Genomic DNA, 22,815 nt, shown 5'->3' with positions numbered 1-22,815 from the left:
GCGCGGGCGCTCAGCCGGTCTTCGCGGCCGTGCAGGTCACCGCGTCCTCGGGCTGGTAGGTGGTCGTGAACGACGCGGTGCGCACGACCTTGCCGTTCTGCTTGAAGATGCGCCCGATGTCGACCTTGAACCCGGGAACCGGGTTCTGCGGCATGCAGTCCGGGCTGTCGTCGACGACCTTCTTCGGCTGGACGACGGCATAGCGCGCACTCTTGGTCGCGGTGACGTCGTACTTCTTGGTCCCCCAGTACGACACCGTGATGGAGGTGTCGGTGGCGGTGACCTGCACGAGGATGCCGCCGTCGGTCGTGTTGGTCCACTTGTTGTGGAGGTTCGGCCAGGCGATCGTGGCCTCGCGGCCCTCGGGGTAGCGCGAGATGTAGATCGAGTGGGCCTGCCAGGCGTCGAGCTGGACACCGGCGAAGAACGACGCGTTGAAGATCGTCGTCGACACCTGCGAGATGCCGCCGCCGTAGCTCTCCGAGAGCCGGTTGCCCACGAGGACACCGGCCTTGACGTAGCCCTTCTCGGGGGTCTGGTCGCCGAGCACGCCGTTGAGGCTGAACTGCTCACCGGGCTTGACGTACGTGCCGTTGATGACCCGGGCCGCGGTCTGGATGTTGTGCACCCGCGGCTGCCCCGCCTGGTAGTAGGTCGTGAAGCTCGAGATGCGCTCCTTGGGCAGCGTCCTCTGCGCGACCGCCGTCGAGAACTCCGCCTCGACGGGGGTCAGCGGCACGGTGGCGGTGCGCTCGGTGCCGGCGATGGCCTTCCAGACGGCGGTGTCGATGGCCGCGTCGTCGACGGCCCTGCCCGCGACCGAGGGCGTGACGTGCGGCTTGCGCCAGTCGCCCCCGGTGAAGGTGACGACCGCGTCCTTCGCCGGGACCTCCATCCCCGCCTTCGTCGCCACGGCGTGGACGAGGGCCCGCAGCTTCGCGGGGTCGGCACGCGGGGTCACGGTGCCGTCGTCGGCGGCGGTGAGGACGACCGCGGGGGCGAAGACCCGCGGCGCGATGCGGACGGACCGGCCCCCGGCCTCGACCGTGATCGGGCCCGAGACGGCAACCGTGGCGAACTCGTCGTGCACGCGCTGCAGCTCGCGGGCCGAGGTCTTCGGGGCCTTGGTCGCCCCGGCCACCCGGACGCTGTCCTGCGCCGGCCACCACCGGCGCACGGCAGCGGTCGTGGCGGCGAGGTCCGTCGTCATCCCCTCAGTGGGCGGTGTGAGGACCGCCTTGCCGCCCGCGATCGAGACGCTGCCCTCCTTGGGCGGCCCGTCGATGCGCGGCCGCGCGGCCTCGACCGAGGCGGCGAACGCGGCGTCGTCGACCCGGACGACGGCCGGCCGGTCCGACCCCCCGGTCACGTGCTGCCACACCCGCGCCGGGGCGAGGGAGAACCCGGTGAGCCCGGCCACGCTCGCCGGCACGTCGACCGAGAGGCCGGCCCGCACCGGGTCGAGGACAGACTTCCCCACCGGCGAGGTGAGGGTGAGCGGGAGGGCCGCGGGGTCGCCGAGCGCCCTGGTCAGGATGGCGCGGGCCCGGGCGGCGCTCTGCCCGCCGACGTCGACGCCGGCGACCGTCGTGCCGCGCGGCACGCGGTCGGCGGCCCAGGCTGCGGCCCCCACGTAGAGCGCCCCGAGGAGGACGAGCAGGCCGAGCAGGTGGAGGGGCCAGCGGCGCGGGCCCGGGGCGGGCTCCTCCCAGGACGGCTCCTCCCACCCGGAGTGGTCGAGCAGGTCCTGGGTCATGCGAGGCTCCCGTAGCTGCCGCGGTAGTGGACGAGCGCGTGGCCCACGGAGTCGGGGACCTCGATCCCGAGGACCTCGCCGACCACGATCACATGGTCCCCCGCGGGGTGGGTCGCGCTCGTCCGACACTCCAGGCGCATCAACGTCCCGTCCAGCAGCGCGACTCCTGTGGCCGGGCCGCGGTGGAAGGCGGCGCGGTCGAGCTGGCCGTGCAGCGGCCGGCCCCGGGTGGCGAACCAGTCCGAGAGCGGGCGCTGGTCGGCGGCGAGCACGCTGACCCCCCAGACACCCGCGCCGAGCACGGCGTCGTGGAAGCGGCTCTCGGTCTCGACGCAGACCAGGACGAGGAGCGGGTCGAGGGAGACCGAGGTGACGGTGTCCGCGGTCATCGCGTGGTCGTGCCCCTCGTGGAAGGTCGTCAGCACGCTGACGCCCGCGGCCAGTCGGCCCATCGCCTGGCGGAAGACCGCCGCGTCGACCTCGCTCACGCTGCTCCTCCCGGGACGGGACGACCGGTACCCGGCTCGAGCCGGGCGTACCCCTCCCGGCCCGCGAGCCGGAAGACGTGGTGGTTGGACAGGGCGTACCAGCCGTCGCCGACGACGACCTGGGTCGCGTGCTCGCGCAGGGCGCGCTGCTGGAGCCCGACGACCGAGGGGTCGACGACGGCGTGCGTCACGACCTCGTCCGGGACGACGTTGGCCGCGTAGTCGCTCACCGGGTCCGGGACGACCCAGCCGGCGTCGGTGGGGACGTGGGCGGTGAGCCAGGCCCGGTCCTCCTCCGCCCAGCCGAGCGGGGTGAGGGTGCCGTAGAGCGGGAGGGACCCGCCGAGGGAGGCGACCGCGGCCCGCGTGGCCTCGTGCGTGCGCACGTGGTCCGGGTGGCCGTAGCCGCCGCCGGCGTCGTAGCTGACGACGACGTCGGGCCGCACGGACCGGACCACCCGCTCGACCGCCGCCGCGGCGACCTCGAGCGGCACCCCCGACCAGGCCCGCGGGTGCCGCGACGCCGGCGAGCCGGCCATCCCCGAGTCGCGGAAGCCCTCGCCGGAGGCGTCGGTCAGCAGGTGCTGGGTGCTGCCGACGACGGCGGCCGCCGCGGCGAGCTCCCGTCGGCGGTGGGCGGCGAGGGCGGGACCGTCGCCCTCGAGGTGAGCCAGCTCGGGTGGGATGACCTCGCCCTCCTCGCCGAGCGTGCAGGTGAGGACGTGGACCTCGTCACCGCGCGCGACGTGGTGGGCGATGGCCACGCCGGTCGTCAGCAGCTCGTCGTCGGGGTGCGCGTGGACGAGGAGCAGCCGGGCCGGGCGGTCGCCGACGGCCACGCCGTCGAGGAGGGACCTCACGGGACGACCGCGATGTCGGCGAACTCGACCACACCCCCGAGGACGGCGTTCGCGGAGAGGTTGCGCACGTCGGTCCCGGCGACGTAGAGCGCCCGGCGCTCGGCGAGGCCGATGTACGCCCCCTGCTGGAGCAGCCGTCGGTCGACGTCGGCCCACCCGCGCTCGCGCGCGCGGCGGTCGGCGACCGAGGAGGTCTTGGCCATCTGCTCGTCGAGCTGCTTGTCGCTGAAGTAGCCGTAGTCGCGGCCCGGGCCGGCGGCGGTGAGGTTGATGGTGCTGTCGAACAGCGGTGGCAGCACCGTCGAGCCCGAGGCCCAGCCCGGCGCCCAGTTCGACCAGAAGACGTCGACGTCCTTGGCCGCGGCCGGGGTGGAGATCGTCGCGAAGTAGTCGTCGGTGACCGGCTTCGTCGTCGGCTCGAACCCGGCCTGGCGCCAGCCGGCGACGAGCGCCGCCATCGCCTTGTCGGAGGTGGTGTCCGAGCGGTAGGCGACGGTGAACTTGACCGGGGTGGCCACCCCCGCCTCGGCGAGCAGCGCCTTGGCCTTCGCGACGTCCCCGCGGAACCCGACCCCCACCGGGTCGTCGTCGTGCGCCGCGGGGAGCGCCTGCGGCAGCAGCGACAGCGACGGCTCGGCAGCGGTGTCCCCACCGATCGCCGTGACGTAGGCGTCGCGGTTGGTCGCGGCGGCGAGCGCCAGGCGCACCTTCTCGTCCTTGAACACGGCGCTGCGGACGTTCGGCACGAGGTAGTCGACGACCCCGGTGAGCGGGTTGACCGAGCGCTCGTCGAGGCTCTGGACCGCGGTGATGTGCTGCTGGATGGCCGGCGGCGCCGACCCGAGCGCGACCGAGACCCGGCCGGCGGCGTTGTCGGCCATCACCTGCTGCGCGACGGCCTCGGTGTCGAGGCCCTCCTGGTAGCGGATCTCGTCGGGGTAGGCCTTGCGCACCGGGTCGCTCGCCGCGGACCAGTGCGGGTTGCGCACGAAGGTGCCGCCGCGCCCGGGCTCCCACGCCCCGCGGAGCATGTAGGGCCCGGCACTGAAGACGTCGTAGGTTCCGTCCTTGCCGCGGTCGACCGACTTCTTGACCGGCCCGAACGCCGGCTGGGTGAGCATCTCGGCGAAGTCGCCGACCGGGGTGCTCAGCGTGAAGGTGATCTTCTGCCCGTCGCAGGAGACCGCCTTGTCGTAGGCCGCCTGGGCCGTCCTGGCCGCGGCGCCGGTGGCCCACGGGCCGCCGTAGGTGCTCGTGCCGTCGGCGCCTCGCGGCACGGCGAGCACCGCGAGGGCGTCGCTGGGGCCCCCCGTGATGTCCTTGGTCGCGAAGGTGCGCGAGATGCCGTAGGCCACGTCCTCGCAGGTCACCGGGCTGCCGTCCTGCCAGGTGACGCCGTCGCGGAGGGTGAAGGTCCACGAGGTGAGGTCCTGGTTCGGGGTGCCGGTGTCGGTCGCGAGGTCGCCGACGAGGCGGCTCTGGGCCTTGGGGTCGGTGCTCGGCGCGTAGGCCGTGAGGGTGCGCGCGAAGACCCGCCCGGCGAAGGCCATGTCGGCGCGCGACCCGATCCGCTGGGGGTCCCAGGAGGGGACGGGACCGAGCGACAGGGCGTTGACGACGCCCCCGCGGGTGTCGACGCGGTCGCCGACGGCCGACGTGGGCAGGGTGTCCGGGGTGGCCTGCGTGGTGCGCTGCCTAGCGAGGACCACGCCCCCGACGACGACCGCCACGACGACGGTGAGCGCGACCGCGAGGACGAGCCGCCCCGGCCGTCGCCGGCGGGTCGCCCGGCGACGCCCGGCTCGGGTCTGGGTGGCCTGCTCGGCCCTGCGCTCTCTCCTGCTCGTCATGCCTCGCGGTCAGCTCCTCCTGGCGCGGGCCGCGGCGCGGGCGCGCAGGGTCTGGTCGAGCTCCACCTTGCGGATGCGCACCGCCTCCGGGGTCACCTCGACGCACTCGTCCTCGCGGCAGAACTCGAGGGACTGCTCGAGGGAGAGGGCCCGCGGGGGGGCGAGCCGCTCGAGCACGTCGGCGCCGGCGGAGCGCACGTTGGTGAGCTTCTTCTCCTTGGTGATGTTGACGTCCATGTCGTCGACCCGGGAGTTCTCGCCGACGATCATCCCCTCGTAGACCTCGGTCGTGGGCGCGATGAAGAGGGTGCCGCGCTCCTGGAGGTTGGCCATCGCGTAGGCGGTGGCGGGCCCGGAGCGGTCGGCGACGAGCGAGCCGCTGATCCGGGTCGAGATCTCGCCCTGCCAGGGCTCGTAGCCCTCGAAGACGTGGTTCGCGATGCCGGTGCCGCGGGTGTCGGTGAGGAACTGGGTGCGGAAGCCGATGAGCCCGCGCGACGGCACGAGGTACTCCATCCGGACCCAGCCGGTGCCGTGGTTGGTCATCTGCTCCATCCGGCCCTTGCGGGCCGCGAGCAGCTGGGTGATGGCGCCGAGGTACTCCTCGGGGGTGTCGATGGTGACGCGCTCCATCGGCTCGTGGACCTTGCCGTCGACCTCGCGGGTCACGACGACCGGCTTGCCGACGGTCAGCTCGTAGCCCTCGCGCCGCATCTGCTCGACGAGGATGGCCAGCGCCAGCTCGCCGCGACCCTGGACCTCCCAGGCGTCGGGGCGCTCGGTGGGCAGGACCCGCATCGAGACGTTGCCGACCAGCTCGCGGTCGAGGCGGTCCTTGACGAGGCGGGCGGTGACCTTGGCGCCCTTGACCCGGCCGGCCATCGGGCTGGTGTTGATGCCGATGGTCATCGAGATGGCCGGCTCGTCGACGGTGATGAGCGGCAGCGGGCGGGGGTCGTCGAGGTCGGCCAGCGTCTCGCCGATGGTGATCTCGGGGATGCCGGCGACGGCGATGATGTCGCCGGGCCCCGCCGAGTCGGCCGGACGGCGCTCGAGGGCCTCGGTCATGAGCAGCTCGGTGATCTTCACCGGCGTGATCGAGCCGTCGCGGCGGCACCACGCGACCTGCTGGCCCTTGCGGATCGTGCCGTTGTGCACGCGCAGCAGGGCGAGCCGGCCGAGGAAGTTCGAGGCGTCGAGGTTGGTCACGTGGGCCTGGAGGGGCGCGTCGGAGTCGTAGGACGGCGCCGGGATGGTCTCGATGATCGTCCGGAACAGCGGCTCGAGGTCGTCGCCGTCGGGCAGGCCGCCGTCGGCCGGGCGGGTCAGCGAGGCGATGCCCGCCTTGGCCGAGGCGTAGACGACCGGGAAGTCGAGCTGGTCCTGGTGGTGCTCGGCGTCGACGAGCAGGTCCATGAAGAGCTCGTAGACCTCGTCGACGACCTCGGCGATCCGGGCGTCGGGGCGGTCGACCTTGTTGATGCACAGGACGACGGGCATCTGCGCCGCGAGCGCCTTGCGGAGGACGAAGCGGGTCTGCGGGAGCGGGCCCTCGCTCGCGTCGACGAGGAGGACGACGCCGTCGACCATCGACAGGCCACGCTCGACCTCGCCGCCGAAGTCGGCGTGGCCGGGGGTGTCGATGATGTTGATCGTCATCCCGCCGGTGATGCCGGCGTCGACCGCCGCCTTGCCGGCGTAGCGCACGGCGGTGTTCTTCGCGAGGATCGTGATGCCCTTCTCGCGCTCGAGGTCACCGCTGTCCATCGCCCGCTCGGCGATGTGGTCGTGCTCGCCGAAGGCTCCGGACTGCCAGAGCATCTTGTCGACGAGGGTGGTCTTTCCGTGGTCGACGTGCGCGACGATGGCGACGTTACGGAGGTCGTCGCGGCGGGAGACAGACATGCCCACCAGTCTCTCAGGGATTGCGCGCGTCACCGAATCGGGTGTATCGGCGCAGGCCCGCGGTGCCGGAAGGTCTGCGGCCGGGGTTCGGTCTCACTTGGGTAACCACTGGTGGCGGAGCGTTCCCCCGAGCGGATTTGCTGGCTAGGGTCCCGTGCAACCGCGGACGGGCCGGATGACCGGTCCCTGCGCGGGACCTCGTCCGCCCGACCCGGGCGGCCGAGTGATCGCACATCCAAGCGAGGTTCACACTGATGACACTCCAGCGCACGGCGCCCCTCGTCCTCCTGACGGTGGCCGCCCTGAGCATGACGGCGTGCGCCCAGTCGGAGCGCGACTCCGGGGGCACGGGCGGCGGCAGCAGCGACGTGAAGGACACCTTCACCTTCGGCGCCGCCGGCGCTCCCAAGCTGTTCGACCCGCTGTACGCCACGGACGGCGAGACCTTCCGGGTCACCCGGCAGATCCACTCCGGCCTGCTCGGCGTCAAGCCCGGCACCGCCGACATCCAGCCCGAGCTCGCCGAGAGCTGGGAGCCGTCCCAGGACGGACTCAGCTGGACCTTCAAGCTCCGTCAGGGCGTGAAGTTCAGCGACGGGGAGCCGTTCAACGCCGAGGCCGTCTGCTACAACATGGAGCGGATGTTCGACCAGAAGGGCGCCGGCCAGCAGGCCGCCGAGTACTGGACCTACTTCTTCGGCTCGTTCAAGGACGACCCGTCCAACTCGCTCTACAAGTCGTGCGAGGCCAAGGACGACAGCACCGCGGTCATCAACATCACCCGCACCACCTCGAGCTTCCCGACCATCCTCTCGCTCGACTCGTTCTCGATGCAGTCGCCCAAGGCGCTCAAGGACGGCGACGCGAACAACGTCAAGGCCCAGGGTGACGGCTTCACCTACCCCGCCTACGCGATGAACCCGGTGGGCATCGGCCCGTACAAGCTCCAGAAGTACGACGAGGCCAACAAGACGGTCACCCTCGTGGCCAACGACACCTACTACGGCGACAAGCCGAAGACCAAGACGATCGTCTTCAAGATCATCCCCGACGAGAGCACCCGCCGTCAGGAGCTGCAGGCCGGCTCGATCGACGGCTACGACCTGCCCAACCCGGTCGACTGGAAGGGCCTCAAGGACGCCGGCAACAAGGTCGAGGTCCGCCCCGCGTTCAACGTGCTCTACATGGGCCTGAACCCCGAGCACAACCCGAAGCTCAAGGACCTCAAGGTCCGCCAGGCGCTCATGTACGCGCTCAACCGCGAGCAGATGGTCAAGAGCCAGCTGCCCGAGGGCGCGACGGTGGCCTCGCAGTTCATGCCCGAGGCGGTCTCCGGCTACAACAAGGAGCTGCAGCCCTACCCGTACGACCCGGAGAAGGCCAAGCAGCTCCTCAAGGAAGCCGGCGCCGAGGGCATGACCCTCCAGTTCGCCTTCCCGACCGAGGTGTCGCGGCCGTACATGCCGGACCCCCAGAAGATCCACGCGGCGTTCGTCAAGGACCTCGAGGCGGTCGGCATCAAGGTCCAGGCGGTGAGCAAGCCGTGGAACGGCGGCTACCTCGACGACGTGAACAACGGCAACTACGACGCGTGGCTGCTCGGCTGGACCGGTGACTACAACGCCGCGGACAACTTCCTCGGGACCTTCTTCAGCAACCTCAAGCAGAACGACTTCCACACGAGCGTCATGCCGTGGGGCAAGACGCTCTCGGACGACCTCAAGAAGGCCGACGCCATCGTCGACGAGTCCGCTCGCGACACGGCGTACCAGGACATCAACAAGCGGATCGCCGAGGAGTACCTCCCCGGCCTGCCGATCAGCCACTCCCCGCCGGCGCTCGTCACGAGCGGCAAGGTGGAGGGCCTGGTCGCCAGCCCGCTGACGGCGGAGACGTTCGACACCGTCACCGTCGGCAAGTGACCACACGCGGGCCACACCCCGCGCGCACATCCGTATAGGGTCGGTGGCCGCCTCGAACCGCTAGGTTCGAGGCGGCCACCGTCGTCCAGCCCGAGACCAGGAGCCCCCGTTGGCGAGATTCATCATCAGACGTCTCCTCCAGATGGTCGGGGTGGTGTTCGTCCTGTCGCTCCTGGTCTTCCTCTGGCTGCGCTCGCTCCCCGGCGGGACGGTCTCGGCGATCCTCGGCGAGCGCGCCACCCCCGAGACCCGGGCCGCCCTGAGCAAGGCCTTCGGCCTCGACCAGCCGGTCTGGGTGCAGTACCTGAAGTTCCTCGGCCGGGCCGCCCACGGCGACTTCGGGGTCTCCACCGGCGTGCTGCCGGGGTCGGACGCCTTCCAGATCTTCCTCAGCCGCTTCCCCGCGACGATCGAGCTGAGCGTGGCCGCGCTCGTCATCGCCGTCGTCGTCGCGATCCCGCTCGGGTACGTCTCCGCCCGGCGGGCGAACTCCCCCCTCGACAGCTCCCTGGTCGTCGTCTCGCTCATCGGCGTCGCGGTGCCGGTGTTCTTCCTCGCCTTCATCCTCAAGTACCAGCTGGCCGTCGAGCACCACGTCTTCCCGGTCTCGGGCCGCCAGGACAACCTCGGCTGCACGCGGGTGACGAACTTCTTCGTCCTCGACGGGCTGCTGACCCGCGAGTTCGACTGCTCGGCGAGCGCCCTCAAGCACCTCGTGCTGCCGTCGGTCGCCCTGGCGACCATCCCGTTCGCCGTGATCTACCGGATCACCCGGGCGTCGGTGCTGGAGGTGCTCGGCGAGGACTACGTGCGCACCGCCGAGTCCAAGGGCCTGACCGCCCGGGTCGTGCGCGGGCGCCACGTCCTGCGCAACGCCCTGCTGCCGGTCGTGACGACGATCGGCCTGCAGACCGGCGGCCTCCTCGCCGGGGCCGTCCTCACCGAGAAGGTGTTCAACTGGGGCGGCATCGGCAACGCCCTCGCCGTCGCCTTCGAGCGCCGCGACTACGCCGTGCTCCAGGTACTCATCCTCGCCGCGGCCGGCACCTACGTCGTCATCAACCTGCTCGTCGACATCTCCTACGCGATCATCGACCCGAGGGTGAGGACCCGATGAGCCCGAGCAACCCGATGAACCGGCGCAAGGACCGCATCGACTCCCTCGCCGCCTCGACCGGGGGCGCGACGGGCACCGCCCTGCTCGAGGCGGGCAGCGTCGACGAGAAGCCCGGCGTCTCGCTCATCGCCAGCGCCTGGCAGCGCCTGCGCCGCAACCCGGTCTTCCTCATCGGCCTGGGGATCACCCTCGTCTTCGTCGTGCTGGCACTGATCTCCCCGTTCCTCGCCCCCCACGACCCGGCCGACAACCCTCTCATCAGCCAGGTGCGCACTCAGTCCAACCCGGTGCCGGGGCCGCAGCCGGGCTTCCCCCTCGGCGGCGACGACATCGGCCGCGACCTGCTCTCGAGGCTGCTCGTCGGCAGCCAGCAGACGCTCATCGTCGGCGTCGTCGCCACCGTGTTCGGCCTGACCGGTGGGCTCGTCCTCGGCATCCTCGCCGGGGCGTTCGGCGGCTGGGTCGACGCGCTCGTCATGCGGGTGGTCGACGTGCTCCTCTCGATCCCGTCGCTGCTCCTCGCGTTCTCCATCGCCGCGATCGCCGCGCGGCCCAGCCAGCTCACCGTCATCATCGCGGTGGCCGCCGTCCAGGTGCCGATCTTCGCGCGGCTGCTGCGCGGCTCGATGCTCTCCCAGCGTTCGAGCGACCACGTCCTCGCGGCGCGCGCCCTCGGGGTGAACCAGCGGGCGATCGTCTTCCGGCACATGGTCCCGAACTCGCTCGGGCCGGTCATCGTCCAGTCGACCCTCGTCCTCGCGACCTCGATCATCGACGCCGCCGCGCTGTCCTTCCTCGGCCTCGGCAACCCCGACGACCGCCAGCCGGAGTGGGGCCAGATGCTCGGGCGCGCGCAGCAGTACATCTACGACTACCCGCACCTCGCGATCTACCCGGCGGTGTGCATCATCGTCGTCGCCCTCGGCTTCACCCTCATGGGCGAGTCGCTGCGCGAGGCGCTCGACCCCAAGAGCAGGAGGTGAGCGGCCGATGACCGCCACCGCGACCACACCCCGCCCGTCCTCGCACGGCGAGGAGCCGCTGCTGTCCGTGCGCGACCTGCGGGTGACCTTCACCCGGCAGGGCGAGGAGCCGTTCACCGCCGTCGACGGCGTGAGCTTCGACGTGCGCCCCGGGCAGACCGTCGGCCTCGTCGGCGAGTCCGGGTGCGGCAAGTCGGTCACCTCGCTCGCGATCATGGGCCTGCTGCCCGAGCGCGGCAACACCGTCGAGGGCTCGGCGATGTTCGAGGGCACCGACCTGCTGAGGCTCCCCGCGTCCGAGATGCGCGACCGGCGCGGCCGCGACATCGCGATGATCTTCCAGGACCCCCTCTCCTCGCTCAACCCGGTCGTCCCGGTCGGGCTGCAGGTCACCGAGGTCCTGGAGCGCCACCGCGGGATGTCCCGCAAGGCGGCCACCCCGGTCGCCCGCGACCTGCTCCAGCGGGTCGGCATCCCCGACCCCGACCGCCGGCTCAAGGACTACCCGCACCAGATGTCGGGCGGGATGCGGCAGCGGGCCCTCATCGCGATGGCCCTGGCCTGCGCACCGCGGCTGCTCATCGCCGACGAGCCGACGACGGCGCTCGACGTGACCATCCAGGCCCAGATCCTCGCCCTGCTCAAGGAGCTGGTCCAGGACACCGGGACCGCGCTCGTGATGATCACCCACGACCTCGGCGTCGTCGCGGGGCTGTGCGACGAGGTCAACGTCCTCTACGGCGGCCGGATCGTCGAGCGCGGCCGGCGCCACGAGCTCTTCGAGTCACCGCGCCACCCGTACACGACCGGGCTGCTCGCCTCGATCCCCCGCCTCGACGCGGAGCGCGCGCCGCTCACCCCCATCCCGGGCTCGGTCTCGGACAACCTCCCGTGGACGAGCGCCTGCGCCTTCGCCCCCCGGTGCTCCCAGCCCGTCGACGTGTGCCGCCAGCAGACCCCGCCGCTCGAGGAGTCCGACGGCCGGGCCCTGCGCTGCTTCAACCCCGTCGAGGTGACCCGATGACGACGACCACCGAACCCGTGACGCCGGACGCGACCTCCGACGAGCGCGACCTGCTCGTCGACGCCCGTGGCGTCGAGGTGCACTTCCCGATCAAGCGCGGCGTCGTCTTCGACAAGGTCATCGGCCACGTGTACGCGGTCGACGGCGTCGACCTGCAGATCCGCCGCGGCGAGACCTACGGGCTCGTCGGCGAGTCGGGGTGCGGCAAGTCGACCCTCGGCAAGGCGATCCTCAACCTCGAGCCGCCGACCGACGGCTCGGTCCTCGTCGACGGCACCGACGTGGCCTCGCTGCGGGGCGAGGAGCTGCGCCGCCGGCGCAAGGACTTCCAGATGGTCTTCCAGGACCCGATGAGCAGCCTCGACCCCCGCCAGTCCGTGGAGTCCCTGCTCGTCGAGGGGATGAAGGCGCACGGCCTGGCCAAGGACGAGCAGGCGACCGGGCGGCGGCTGCGCGAGCTGCTCTCCGCCGTCGGCCTGCCCGCCGCGGCGCTCAAGAAGTACCCACACGAGTTCTCCGGCGGGCAGCGCCAGCGCATCGGCATCGCCCGGGCGCTGGCCGTCGAGCCCAAGCTCATCGTCGCCGACGAGCCGGTCTCCGCCCTCGACGTCTCGGTGCAGGCGCAGGTCATCAACCTCCTCGAGGAGCTCCAGGACGAGTTCGACCTCACCTACCTCGTCATCGCCCACGACCTCGCGGTGGTGCGCCACATCAGCGACCGGATCGGGGTCATGTACCTCGGTGGCCTCGTCGAGGAGGCCGCCGCGGACGACCTGTACGCGACGCCGCTGCACCCGTACACGCGAGCGCTGCTGTCCGCGGTCCCGCTGCCCGACCCGCGGGCCGAGGACGCCCGCGAGCAGATCCTCCTCGTCGGCGACCTGCCCTCGCCGTCCAACCCGCCGACCGGATGCCGCTTCCACACCCGCTGCCCGTGGCGCCAGGAGACCCGCTGCGACGACGAGCGCCCGCAGCTGCGGGTCGTCGAGGTCGACGGCGTGCCGGCGAGCCACCGCGTGGCCTGCCACTTCGCCGAGCAGATCGCCCGCGGCGAGATCGAGCGGCACGAGGTGACCGCCACCGCGACGACCCAGGAGTGGCACGGGTCGGACGACGGCGACGCCATCGGGCCGGCCTCCCTCGCCGAGGCCCAGGCGATGGCCAAGCACACCGAGAACCAAGGCGGCGCCGGGGGGTTCTGACCCGGTGAGGCTCCCCTGAGGTGCCAGGCGGGTCGCCCGTGGTCGATGATGGCGGGATGAGCCGACTCCTCACCGACGACGAGGTGACCCGCCAGCTCGCCGACCTGCCCGGCTGGGCGCGCGAGGGCGACGCCATCGTCGCGACGATCCAGGCCCCCGACTTCCCGGCGGCGGTGCGCCTCGTCGTCGCCGTGGCCGACGAGGCCGAGCAGATGAACCACCACCCGGACATCGACATCCGGTGGCGCACGACGCGTTGGCTGCTCACGACCCACGACGCCGGCGGCCTGACCCAGCTCGACGTCGAGCTCGCGCACCGCATCAACGCCGCGGCCCGCGCCGAGGGGGCCGAGCTCGGTGGCTGAGGCCCGTCCGGAGCAGGTCGACCCCGCGGCGGCCGAGGCCGCCCTGGCGTCGCACGACGAGGCGCACGACAAGTCGTTCGCCGGCCGGCTCAACTGGCTGCGGGCCGGGGTGCTCGGGGCCAACGACGGCATCGTGTCCACCGCCGGCCTCGTCATCGGCGTCGCCGCAGCCACGACGAGCCGCGGCGCGGTCCTCACGGCCGGGCTCGCCGGACTCGCCGCCGGGGCGATGAGCATGGCCGTCGGCGAGTACGTCTCGGTGAGCACGCAGCGCGACTCCGAGCGCGCCCTCATCGCCAAGGAGGTCCGCGAGCTGCGCGAGGAGCCCGAGGCCGAGCTCGCCGAGCTGAGCGGCATCTACGAGGGCAAGGGCCTCTCCCCCGACCTCGCGCGCCAGGTGGCCGTCGAGCTCACCGCCCACGACGCGCTCGCCGCGCACGCCGAGGTCGAGCTCGGCATCGACCCGGAGAACCTCACGAACCCGTGGCACGCCGCGTGGGCCTCGATGGTCGCGTTCACCGTCGGTGCGCTGCTGCCGCTGCTCGCCATCGTCCTGCCCCCGACCGGCTGGCGGGTGCCGGTGACGGTCGTGGCCGTCGTCCTCGCGCTCGCCGGCACCGGGCTGCTCAGCGCCCGCCTCGGCGACGCCGACGCGCGCCGGGCCACGGTCCGGGTCGTCGTCGGCGGGCTCGTGGCGATGGTCGTCACCTACGCCATCGGCTCGCTCGTCGGCACCCAGGTCGGGTGATGGCGAGGTCGCTCCTCGTCGTCCAGCACGAACCGGACGCCCCCCTCGCCTGGCTCGGCGAGTGGTGGGAGGCGCTGGGGCTGCGGCTCACCGTCGTCCGGGGCGACCTCGGCCAGCCGGTGCCGGCGCGCCTGGCCGACGGCGGCCACGACGGGCTCGTCGTCCTCGGCGGGTCCATGGGCGCGAACGACGACGCCGAGCACCCGTGGCTCGGCCCGACCAAGACGCTCCTGCGCGACACCGCACGGGCCGGCGAGCCGGTGCTCGGGGTCTGTCTCGGCCACCAGCTGGCGGCTGTCGCGCTCGGCGGGCGGGCGGGCCGCAACCCGGCCGGCCGGACGCTCGGGGTCGTCCCGGTCGCGCTGACGACCGACGGGATGGGCGACCCGCTGCTGGCCGGCACGCTCGGCGCGCCCGCCGTGCACTTCAACGACGACGTCGTCCTCCAGGTCCCGCCGGGGGCGAGCGTGCTGGCCCGGCTGCCCGACGGGCGTCCGCAGGCGCTGCGGCTCGGGCTGCGGGCGTGGTCGGTGCAGTTCCATCCCGAGACCTCGCCGGAGGTGTTCGCCGACTGGATGCGTTCCGAGCCCGAGGAGGCGGACGGTCCGGCGGCCCTCGCCGACGTCACCGCCGCACGGGACGCACTGCGCGGCGCGTGGCAGCCGCTCGCCGAGCGCTTCGCCGCCCAGCTCGCCTGACCGGAGCGGCCAGTCGCCGCCGCCACCCCCCACCCCCATCTACATCGCGTGCTACGCCGCAGTATCTGCTGCGATGACGACAGTTATTGCGCCGTAGCCCGGGATGTGGCCGGCTCTCGGCATCGATGTCCACAGGCGCTCCGTCGGCGTCGTCCATCCACAGGCTGACCCGTGCCCCTTGCCCGCTGCCGAGCCACGGGACGACGGTCGACCGATGACGACACCCGACCTCAGCGAGCTCCTCGCCCGTCAGGACCTGCTGGCCACCCGATCCCAGCTGGTCCGTGCCGGTGTGACGGCCAGCACCATCCGCTGGAACGCCGGCCGGTCCTGGCGGGTGGTCCTCCCGCGGGTCTACCTGCTCTCCCGCGAGCAGCCGACGCCGCGTCAGCGCCTGCGCGCGGGCCTGCTCTGGGCCGGACCGGGGGCGGCGCTCGCCGGTCGCACCGCGGCACGCCTTCACGGCCTCGGCTCGCTCGCGGAGCAGGACTCCGTCGAGCTGCTCGTCCCGGCGCCCCGCCGCAGCCGCGTCGCCGGGTTCGCGACGGCCCGGCGCACACTGCTCGACGATCGCCCGGTCGAACGTGACGGCCTGCTGATGTCGTCCGTGGCGCGCTCGGTCGTCGACGCGGCCCGCGCAGCACGCTCCCCCCGTGACCGAGAGGCGCTCTTCATCGAGGCCGTGCAGCGACGGCTCACCACGCTCGACGCGCTGGCCGAATGGGTCTACCGCCTCCGCCCCCGCGACGCCGCTCCGGTGCTCGTGGCGCTCCAGGCGGCCGGGTCGGGAGCGTGGTCGGTTCCCGAGCACGACCTGCTCGACCTCATGCGCACCTCCGCCGTCCTCCCCGACGCGTGGCCCAACCCGGAGCTGCACGACGCCCGGGGGGTGCGTCTCACGACGCCTGACGCCTGGCTGGACGACGTCGCGATGGCGGTCATGGTCCACTCGCGCCGCCACCACGCGAACGGGGACGACTGGGACGCCACGGTCTCCTCCGACGCCGACCTCGTCGCCGCCGGCGCCGTGGTCGTCGGGGTCACGCCGCGACAGATCCGCTCCGATGGGAGAGCCGTCCTCGCCCGCATCGAGCAGGCCTGGTCCAGCGCCGGCCGACGTCCGCGTCCCCCGCTCACGGCATCGCGTGCTACGACGCAGTACTGGTCGTGATCACAGCCAGTACTGCGGCGTAGCAGGGGATCAAGCCGGGTCAGTCGCCGCGGAGGGCGGCGAAGAGGGGCTCGACGAGCGGAGCCTCGCGGATGTCGTCGAGGTCGACCGGCGCGCCGTCCGGCCCGGCGAGCGGCAGGCGCCAGTTGGGGTACTCGTCGTTCGTCCCGGGCTGGTTGATGGCCCGCCGGTCGCCGACGAGGTCGGGCAGGGCGACGGCGAGCATCCGGCTGGGGGTCAGCGCGAGCCACCGGTGCAGGGCGACGACGGTCTCGTCGACGTCCGCCCCCGGCGCGAGGAGACCACGCTCCTCGAGTGCCACGCGGACCCGCCCGATCGCCGCCTCCTCGACGGCGCGCTCCTCCTCGACGGGACGGGTCAGCAGCCCGAGCGCCTCCCGGACGGTGACGTGCTCGAGCGTGAGGTAGCCCGCGGTGGGCGGCAGGTCGTGCACGGTCACCGACGAGAGGCACAGGTCGCGGTACGCCTCCGGTGCACGCACGGTGTCGCCGTCCCACTCGAACCAGAGGATGGAGGTGCCGAGCAGCCCGCGCTCGACGAGCACGTCGCGCACGTTGGGCGCGACGACGCCGAGGTCCTCCCCGATGACGACCGCGCCCGCGCGCTGGGCCTCGAGGACGAGGATGCCGACCAGCGCCTCGTGGTCGTAGTAGACGTAGGTCCCCTCGGCCGGCGAGCCGCCGGTCGGGATCCACCACAGCCGGAACAGCCCGAGGATGTGGTCGACCCGCAGGCCACCGGAGTCGCGCAGGACGGTGCGCACCATGTCGCGGAAGGGCGCGTACCCGAGCTCGGCGAGCCGGTCCGGGCGCCACGGCGGCTGGCTCCAGTTCTGCCCGAGCTGGTTGAACTGGTCCGGCGGCGCCCCGACGGTCACCCCGCGGGCCAGGGCGTCGCCGAGCCCCCACGCGTCGGCGCCGACGGGATGCACCCCGACGGCGAGGTCGTGGACGACCCCGAGCGACATCCCCGCCGCGCGGGCCTCCCGCTGCACGGACCCGAGCTGCTCCTCGAGGAGCCACTGCATCCAGCGGTGGAAGTCGACGTCGTCCGCGTGCTCCGCCGCGAACGCCTGCACCGCCGGACCGTCCGGCTCCTGGAGGTCGGCCGGCCACGCGGTGAACGGCAGTCCGTGCACGTCGGCGAGCGCGCACCACGTGGCGAACCTTTCCAGCCCCTCGCCCTCGCGAGCGCAGTACGCGGCGAACGCGGCGGCACGCGAGCCGGTGAGCCCCGCGTCGTGGACGAGCCGCAGCGCCTCGCGCTTGACCGTCCACGCCGCGTCGCGGTCGATGCGGTCCGCCCCGTCGCCGGTCGACAGCGCACGCCCGCGGGCCGCGAGGGCGAGGTAGCGCCGGTGCGCCGTGGCGTCGAGCGAGGCCACCTCGGGGACGTCCTCGACGTGGAGGTAGAGCGGGTTGACGAACCGCCGCGTCGTCGGCAGGTAGGGCGAGGGCTCCATCGGCACGACCGGCTCGGCGGCGTGCAGGGGGTTGACGAGGACGAAGTCGGCGTCGTGGGCCGCGGCGGCCCAGGTCGCGAGGTCGGCGAGGTCGCGCAGGTCGCCGACGCCCCAGGTCCGGGCCGAGCGCACCTGGTACAGCTGGGCCATCAGGCCGACGACGCGCTGCGAGGCGACCGGCTCGGGCAGCTCGAGGCGCTCCGGGGTGACGACGAGGGTCGCCGCCGTCGTCGTCGGGTCGAGCGGCGTGGCGTCCACGTCGGCGACGAGCCGGTGCCAGCCGAGCGGGAGGTCGACGGGCACCTCGAAGGTGGCCTCCCCCACCGGGGCGCCGTCGACGACGCGGTCCGGCACCCACCGGTCGACCTGCTCCGCCTCGCGCCGACCGCCGTCCTCGAGCTCGACGTGCAGCCGGACCCCCGAGCCCGCCGGGACGTGCACGGGCACCCGGCCGCCGCGCCCGGCCCGGACGACGACGGTCGGCGGCAGCGTGCGCCGCCACGGCGCGTCGGCGTGCTCGGCGAGGGCGGACTCGACGGCCGCGTCGTCCGCGGCGTCGACCCCGAGCGCCGCGAGGACCGCGCGGATCGAGTCGGCCGACACCGTGACGTGCTGACCCACCCAGTCCCAGTAGTCGGTGGCCACCCCGTGGGCCTGGGCGAGCTCGACGAGCCGGGGCGAGGGGGTGGGCTGCATGCGCCCATCCTGCCAACGCCGGTGGCGGGCACGAACCCCGGCCCGTGCCCGCCGCCCGGTGGGGGTCAGGGGTTGGGAGCCTCCTGGTGCAGCGGCTGGAGCACCTTCTGGACCCGCGGGTCGCCCTCGTCGGCGAAGTAGTCGCCGCGGATCGTCTCGTCCTCGCCGGCCGGCGCCTTGAGCGCCCGGAGCACGACGGTGCCCACGACCGCGACGAGCAGGTTGACGACGAACGCGGTCATCGCGATGTAGCCGAGGTCCCCGATGACCGGGATCGGGTCCAGCGAGCCACCGAAGTGGTCCACCCCGGCGCGCGGGTTGGTCACCTCGTACGCGCGCCACGTCCCGTAGACCATGCCGACCGCCCAGCCGGCCGTCAGCGCCCACCGGTGCAGCCAGCGCGTGTACAGCCCGAGGACGACCGCCGGGAAGGTCTGGAGGATCCAGATGCCGCCGAGCAGCTGGAAGTTGATCGCGTTCTGCTTGTCGAGCACGAGGACGAACACGAGCGCGAACGCCTTGACGACGAGCGAGACGAGCTTGGAGACCCGGGCCTCCTGCTGCACCGTGGCGTCCGGCTTGAGCCACTCCTTGTAGATGTTGCGGGTGAAGGTGTTCGCCGCGGCGATCGACATGATCGCCGCTGGCACGAGGGCGCCGATGGCGATGGCCGCGAAGGCGACCCCGGCGAACCACGAGGGGAACATGTCCTCGAAGAGCTGCGGGACGACCAGCTGGGCGTTCGGCTTGCCGTCCAGGCCGATCGGCTTCGTCCCCGCCGCGATGGCGACCCACCCGAGCAGTGCGAGCAGGCCGAGCACGAAGCTGTAGGCCGGCAGGATCGAGGCGTTGCGCCGCACCGTGTTCCGCGACTGGGACGACAGGCTGGCCGTGATCGAGTGCGGGTACATGAACAGGGCGAGCGCCGAGCCGAGGCCGAGGGTCGCGTACGCCCAGTGCTGGGTGGCGGCCGGGATGAACGCCCCCGTCGGCTTCCCGTCGGCGGAAGGCGTCGTCATCTTCTGCTCCGCCGCCGAGAACACGTGGTCCCACCCGCCGACCTTCGAGGGCAGGTAGACGATCGCGACGATGATCACGAGGTAGATCAGGGTGTCCTTGACGAAGGCGATGACCGCCGGGGCCCGCAGACCGCTCGAGTACGTGTAGGCGGCGAGCAGCGCGAAGGCGATGAACAACGGCAGGTCCTTGGCCAGGACGCTGTCCCCACCGCCGAGCCCGGCGACCTCGAGGACCGCCTGGATCCCGACCAGCTGCAGCGCGATGTAGGGCATGGTCGCGAGGAACCCGGTGACGGCCACGGCGAGGGAGAGACCGCGCGAGCCGAACCGGCCGCGGACGAAGTCGGCCGTCGTGACGTACCCGTGCCGGTGGCTCACCGACCACAGGCGGCCCATGAAGACGAAGATGATGGGGTAGAGCACGATCGTGTAGGGCACGGCGAAGAACCCCCCGACCGACCCGGCCGCGAACATCGCCGCGGGGACCGCGACGAACGTGTACGCGGTGTAGAGGTCGCCGCCGAGCAGGAACCACGTGATCCACGTGCCGAACGAGCGGCCGCCGAGCCCCCACTCGTCGAGGGACTCCATCGAGGTGGGGCGGCGCCAGCGGGTGGCCCAGAAGCCCATCCCGGTGACGAGGAGGAAGAGCAGGACGAGCACGGCGAGGGCGACGCCGTTGACCCCGCTCACGAGCGCGCCCCGGTGCCGTCGGCGTCGTCGGTGTCGGCCATCGACCGGTGCGGACGGGCCACGAGGACGATGCGGTAGGCGGAGTACGTCATCGCCGAGCAGAGGAACACCCAGAGGAACTGGTACCAGAAGAAGAACGGGAACGGCCCGAGCTTGGGGTCGACCCGGCTGTAGCTGCCGACCCACAGCAGCGCGACGACCGGCACGAGGAGCAGGACGCCGGCGACGGCGAGCAGCCCCTTGTTCGCAGGTGGGACGGTGTCGTGGTCGACGACCTCGCCGCGCGGGCCGTCGTCTCCGATCTCGGTGGCGCTCATGGAAACCTCCTCGTTCCCCCGGGTCCTCCGGTCGGGCGGCCGGAACCACGAGACACCGTAGGGACTCGTGGGGCCCCTGTGGGGGTTGCGTGCGCGCGATCCGCGGCGACCCGGGCGTATCACCACGCGCGCGCCCCTCCTCCTCCTGGCGACACCCGCACCAGGAGAGGGCGAGACGATGACCGACATCAGGTTCGACGGCGACTGGATCCACCTGGAGGCCGCCGTCACGAAGGCCGCGAGCAACGACCTCATGCTCGACGCCCCGTGGCGCCGCAAGACGAACACGCCCTGCCGGCGGGCGCTCGTCCACGACTTCGACGACGGCCTGACGCTCAACTGGGACCGCGACTACCCCGGGGGCGTGACGATCAACGACCTCAGGACGGCGCGCGGGGCCTCGAACGGGGACTGGCTCGTCGTCGCCTCGCGGGTGGTCCAGCAGTTCGGCACCGACCTCATGCTCGACGGCGGCGCCGAGCGCCGGCGCACGACCGGCGTCCTGCGTCCCGTGCGCCGCAGCCCGTTCCGCCGCGCGCTCGTGCACGCCTGGGAGGACACGCTCGTCGTCAACTTCAACCGGGACTACGTCGGTGGCGTGCAGATCGAGGGGCGCGTGAGCGTCCCCGGCTCGCTCAGCGTCGCCGGCCAGGACGTCGCCACGGTCATCGCGTCGCTGCAGAGCCAGGTCACCGCGCTGACCGCCCGCGTGACCGACCTCGAGGGGCGGGTCGGGCCGTGACCGTCGCCTCCGTGCGCCAGGCGATGTCGGCGATGGGCCTCGGCGGCACCGCGGACCTCTCGGTGATGCGGGAGGTCCTCGGCTTCTGGCGCGGCACGCCACCGACCGACCCGGCGACCTCCACCCCGGTCGAGGTCTCGTTGTCCCAGGCCTTCGACGGGCTCTCCCGCGGGCACGTCCACCTCAACCTCGTCGAGGTCGGCCTCGACCTGCTGTCGGTCGCCGACCTGGCCGCCGCCGACGACAAGGTGGACTACGGCGTGCACCGCACCCGTCAGATCTACGCGACCCGCCAGCTCGGCCTCGGCCGGGTGCAGTACTTCTGGGTCACCGCGGCCGACTCCAACGGCCGCGACGACCTCGGCAGCGAGTCCGAGGCGGACAGCCTCTCCGACGAGTGGAGCGTGTCGAACGACGGCGTCGACATGTTCATCGTCCGCACCATCAGCGACTCCGACTTCGTCGGCATCTCCCCCGTCCCCGGCGACTGCGGCAAGGGCGGCAAGGACGACGGGCTGGTCGGCGGCGAGGTGAACCGTGACGCGGAGGGCTTCTCGCGGACCATGGCCCACGAGCTCGGCCACTTCCTCGACCTGTCGCACAACCACGGGGACAGCTGCCCCACCGACACGACCGCCCGCGAGAACCTCATGGCCCAGACCCGGTGCGCGGTCAGCACGCGCAGCTCGGTGCTGCTCACGACCTCGCAGGGCTCGACGATGCGCGGGCGCTGCCAGGTCCGCGCCGGCGCCTGAGGAAGGAGCACCCATGCCCACCGACACCACACCCCTCGACCACCGCACCGACGCCGCGCTCGCCCGGCTGGCTCGGGCCACCCGCCCCGACGTCGCCCGCGAGAGCCTCGCCGTCCTGGCCCGACGGGACGCCTCGGCGCTGCCGGCCGTGAGCCGCGACCTCGTCGTGGGCCACGGTGACGACCGGGTGCGCGCCCGGGCCGCGGTCGTCCTCGGCCGGCTGCCCGGCCGGGCCACCCAGGACGCCCTCGAGGCGTCGCTCGCCACCGACAGCCCGATCGTGCTACGCCGCGTCGTCGGCGCGCTCGGCCGGGTCGGCGACGCCGGCGCCCTCGAGGTCCTGGGCCGCCTGGCCGTCGACCCCGCCTCGGTCCTCGGCCGTGAGGTGCGGATGGCCCGCACGCTCGTCGGCTACCGGCACGGGCTGAGCGAGGCACTGGTCGAGCCGGAGCCGATGACCCGCTGGTCGCGCTCCCGCGGCCGGAGCATCGAGTTCACGCGTGGCGGCAGGATGCCCAAGCGCACCATCCTCGCCTCGGCCGAGCGCGAGCTGCCCGACCTCGCCCTGACTCGGGCCTCGGTGCACCCGTTCGTGTGCTCCGGCCACCCGGGCGCGCTGGTCCTCGACGCGGGCCTGCGCGGACGCGCGGTCCCGGAGGTGCTCGACGCGCCACGACTGCTCGGGGCGCTGCTGCGCGAGCGGGTCTGCTCGGAGCGCTACAGCCTCGACGCGTACCTGCTCGCCGACCCCCGCGACGGGGGCCGCCTGTGGCTGGTCCGGCCCGACGGCACGCTCGTCCACGGCGGCACGACGTCGACCGAGGGCAACGTCGTCTCCTTCGTCGTCGACGAGTCGCGAGCCCCGTACGGCGCACCCGTGCGCGTCGCCGGCAGCGTCGACACCGCCACCGGGCGGCTCACGGTCGACGAGGCGCTCGTCGGGCTCCCCTCGACCCGCGCCGCGCGGGCCACCCCGCCGCCCGCCCGGCCGAGGGAGTGACGGACCCGGCCTGCATGATGG

General features: G+C 72.9%; 20 protein-coding genes. 12 read left to right on the top strand and 8 right to left on the bottom strand.

The genetic code is table 11. From position 1 onward, the window contains the following. Positions 1–10: 10 nt before the first annotated feature. The 5 genes from PKA89_RS03580 to typA are packed head-to-tail and all read right to left on the bottom strand — an operon-like array spanning position 11 to position 6,859. Positions 11–1,756: a VanW family protein gene (locus PKA89_RS03580; protein ID WP_324416689.1), complete on the bottom strand. Its 1,746-nt coding sequence runs from the start codon at positions 1,754–1,756 to the stop codon at positions 11–13. Further along, positions 1,753–2,244 (bottom strand): flavin reductase family protein, encoded by a 492-nt coding sequence (locus PKA89_RS03575; RefSeq protein WP_324416687.1) that lies wholly within the window; start codon positions 2,242–2,244, stop codon positions 1,753–1,755. Before PKA89_RS03575 ends, PKA89_RS03580 begins: the two co-directional genes overlap by 4 nt. Next, the gene (locus PKA89_RS03570) at positions 2,241–3,104 is read right to left on the bottom strand and encodes a PIG-L family deacetylase (protein ID WP_324416685.1); all 864 of its coding nucleotides are present in this window, start codon (positions 3,102–3,104) and stop codon (positions 2,241–2,243) included. Before PKA89_RS03570 ends, PKA89_RS03575 begins: the two co-directional genes overlap by 4 nt. Continuing rightward, the gene (locus PKA89_RS03565) at positions 3,101–4,954 is read right to left on the bottom strand and encodes an ABC transporter substrate-binding protein (RefSeq protein ID WP_324416683.1); all 1,854 of its coding nucleotides are present in this window, start codon (positions 4,952–4,954) and stop codon (positions 3,101–3,103) included. Before PKA89_RS03565 ends, PKA89_RS03570 begins: the two co-directional genes overlap by 4 nt. Before the next feature lie 9 nt (positions 4,955–4,963). Continuing rightward, positions 4,964–6,859, bottom strand: coding sequence for a translational GTPase TypA (typA, locus tag PKA89_RS03560; protein ID WP_324416681.1), 1,896 nt, complete (start codon positions 6,857–6,859; stop codon positions 4,964–4,966). A 254-nt stretch (positions 6,860–7,113) separates the two neighbouring features. On the opposite strand from typA, the gene PKA89_RS03555 reads away from it, so the two are divergent. The 9 genes from PKA89_RS03555 to PKA89_RS03515 all read left to right on the top strand — a co-directional run bounded on the left by PKA89_RS03555 (position 7,114) and on the right by PKA89_RS03515 (position 16,089). Further along, the gene (locus PKA89_RS03555; RefSeq protein WP_324416679.1) at positions 7,114–8,781 is read left to right on the top strand and encodes an ABC transporter substrate-binding protein; all 1,668 of its coding nucleotides are present in this window, start codon (positions 7,114–7,116) and stop codon (positions 8,779–8,781) included. 109 nt (positions 8,782–8,890) lie between these two features. Further along, positions 8,891–9,898 carry an ABC transporter permease gene (locus PKA89_RS03550; RefSeq protein WP_324416677.1) on the top strand — a complete coding sequence of 336 codons (1,008 nt, stop codon included), beginning with the start codon at positions 8,891–8,893 and terminating at the stop codon, positions 9,896–9,898. Beyond that, entirely contained in the window at positions 9,895–10,881 is a 987-nt protein-coding gene (locus tag PKA89_RS03545; RefSeq protein WP_324416675.1) for an ABC transporter permease, read from the top strand. The genes PKA89_RS03550 and PKA89_RS03545 overlap by 4 nt, the downstream gene beginning before the upstream one ends. Positions 10,882–10,888: 7 nt before the next feature. Beyond that, positions 10,889–11,905: an ABC transporter ATP-binding protein gene (locus PKA89_RS03540; RefSeq protein WP_324416672.1), complete on the top strand. Its 1,017-nt coding sequence runs from the start codon at positions 10,889–10,891 to the stop codon at positions 11,903–11,905. Next, entirely contained in the window at positions 11,902–13,107 is a 1,206-nt protein-coding gene (locus PKA89_RS03535) for an ABC transporter ATP-binding protein (protein WP_324416670.1), read from the top strand. Before PKA89_RS03540 ends, PKA89_RS03535 begins: the two co-directional genes overlap by 4 nt. Before the next feature lie 56 nt (positions 13,108–13,163). Then, on the top strand, positions 13,164–13,472 hold the full coding sequence (locus tag PKA89_RS03530) for a 4a-hydroxytetrahydrobiopterin dehydratase (RefSeq protein ID WP_324416667.1): 309 nt from the start codon (positions 13,164–13,166) through the stop codon (positions 13,470–13,472). 43 nt (positions 13,473–13,515) lie between these two features. Beyond that, positions 13,516–14,220, top strand: a complete 705-nt coding sequence (locus PKA89_RS03525) for a VIT family protein (RefSeq protein ID WP_324416843.1) — start codon at positions 13,516–13,518, stop codon at positions 14,218–14,220. Then, entirely contained in the window at positions 14,220–14,918 is a 699-nt protein-coding gene (locus PKA89_RS03520; RefSeq protein ID WP_324416665.1) for a type 1 glutamine amidotransferase, read from the top strand. Before PKA89_RS03525 ends, PKA89_RS03520 begins: the two co-directional genes overlap by 1 nt. Positions 14,919–15,132: 214 nt before the next feature. Beyond that, positions 15,133–16,089 (top strand): hypothetical protein, encoded by a 957-nt coding sequence (locus PKA89_RS03515; protein ID WP_324416663.1) that lies wholly within the window; start codon positions 15,133–15,135, stop codon positions 16,087–16,089. Between the two features lie 40 nt (positions 16,090–16,129). On the opposite strand, the gene malQ is transcribed toward PKA89_RS03515, so the two are convergent. The 3 genes from malQ to PKA89_RS03500 form a co-directional block, all read right to left on the bottom strand. Beyond that, positions 16,130–18,268, bottom strand: coding sequence for a 4-alpha-glucanotransferase (gene malQ, locus PKA89_RS03510; protein WP_324416661.1), 2,139 nt, complete (start codon positions 18,266–18,268; stop codon positions 16,130–16,132). Positions 18,269–18,333: 65 nt separating this feature from the next. Continuing rightward, positions 18,334–19,980 carry a sodium:solute symporter gene (locus PKA89_RS03505; RefSeq protein WP_324416659.1) on the bottom strand — a complete coding sequence of 549 codons (1,647 nt, stop codon included), beginning with the start codon at positions 19,978–19,980 and terminating at the stop codon, positions 18,334–18,336. Next, complete coding sequence (locus PKA89_RS03500) at positions 19,977–20,297, bottom strand: DUF3311 domain-containing protein (RefSeq protein ID WP_324416657.1); 321 nt, start codon at positions 20,295–20,297, stop codon at positions 19,977–19,979. The genes PKA89_RS03505 and PKA89_RS03500 overlap by 4 nt, the downstream gene beginning before the upstream one ends. A 178-nt stretch (positions 20,298–20,475) precedes the next feature. Here PKA89_RS03500 and PKA89_RS03495 point away from each other — a divergent pair, with 178 nt between their 5' ends. Genes PKA89_RS03495 through PKA89_RS03485 form a run of 3 tightly spaced genes read left to right on the top strand, consistent with a single transcriptional unit; the run spans position 20,476 to position 22,794 of the window. Next, complete coding sequence (locus PKA89_RS03495; protein WP_324416655.1) at positions 20,476–21,039, top strand: hypothetical protein; 564 nt, start codon at positions 20,476–20,478, stop codon at positions 21,037–21,039. Continuing rightward, entirely contained in the window at positions 21,036–21,794 is a 759-nt protein-coding gene (locus tag PKA89_RS03490) for a hypothetical protein (RefSeq protein WP_324416653.1), read from the top strand. The genes PKA89_RS03495 and PKA89_RS03490 overlap by 4 nt, the downstream gene beginning before the upstream one ends. A 13-nt stretch (positions 21,795–21,807) precedes the next feature. Further along, positions 21,808–22,794 (top strand): HEAT repeat domain-containing protein, encoded by a 987-nt coding sequence (locus PKA89_RS03485; protein WP_324416651.1) that lies wholly within the window; start codon positions 21,808–21,810, stop codon positions 22,792–22,794. Positions 22,795–22,815: the final 21 nt, after the last annotated feature.

Origin of the sequence: Phycicoccus sp. (assembly GCF_035325325.1) — a bacterium.
Taxonomy (GTDB): domain Bacteria; phylum Actinomycetota; class Actinomycetes; order Actinomycetales; family Dermatophilaceae; genus Phycicoccus.
Note: the sequence above shows the minus strand (reverse complement) of the source record. Positions and strands in the feature narration are given on the sequence as shown.

Bases quoted from the DNA above. Each gene is read 5' to 3' on its own strand.
- PKA89_RS03535 (WP_324416670.1), top strand. From the start codon at position 11,902: ATGACGACGACCACCGAACCCGTGACGCCGGACGCGACCTCCGACGAG.
- PKA89_RS03500 (WP_324416657.1), bottom strand. From the start codon at position 20,297: ATGAGCGCCACCGAGATCGGAGACGACGGCCCGCGCGGCGAGGTCGTC.
- PKA89_RS03565 (WP_324416683.1), bottom strand. From the start codon at position 4,954: ATGACGAGCAGGAGAGAGCGCAGGGCCGAGCAGGCCACCCAGACCCGA.
- PKA89_RS03545 (WP_324416675.1), top strand. From the start codon at position 9,895: ATGAGCCCGAGCAACCCGATGAACCGGCGCAAGGACCGCATCGACTCC.
- PKA89_RS03580 (WP_324416689.1), bottom strand. From the start codon at position 1,756: ATGACCCAGGACCTGCTCGACCACTCCGGGTGGGAGGAGCCGTCCTGG.
- typA (WP_324416681.1), bottom strand. From the start codon at position 6,859: ATGTCTGTCTCCCGCCGCGACGACCTCCGTAACGTCGCCATCGTCGCG.
- PKA89_RS03555 (WP_324416679.1), top strand. From the start codon at position 7,114: ATGACACTCCAGCGCACGGCGCCCCTCGTCCTCCTGACGGTGGCCGCC.
- PKA89_RS03515 (WP_324416663.1), top strand. From the start codon at position 15,133: ATGACGACACCCGACCTCAGCGAGCTCCTCGCCCGTCAGGACCTGCTG.
- PKA89_RS03495 (WP_324416655.1), top strand. From the start codon at position 20,476: ATGACCGACATCAGGTTCGACGGCGACTGGATCCACCTGGAGGCCGCC.
- PKA89_RS03530 (WP_324416667.1), top strand. From the start codon at position 13,164: ATGAGCCGACTCCTCACCGACGACGAGGTGACCCGCCAGCTCGCCGAC.
- PKA89_RS03520 (WP_324416665.1), top strand. From the start codon at position 14,220: ATGGCGAGGTCGCTCCTCGTCGTCCAGCACGAACCGGACGCCCCCCTC.
- malQ (WP_324416661.1), bottom strand. From the start codon at position 18,268: ATGCAGCCCACCCCCTCGCCCCGGCTCGTCGAGCTCGCCCAGGCCCAC.
- PKA89_RS03540 (WP_324416672.1), top strand. From the start codon at position 10,889: ATGACCGCCACCGCGACCACACCCCGCCCGTCCTCGCACGGCGAGGAG.
- PKA89_RS03485 (WP_324416651.1), top strand. From the start codon at position 21,808: ATGCCCACCGACACCACACCCCTCGACCACCGCACCGACGCCGCGCTC.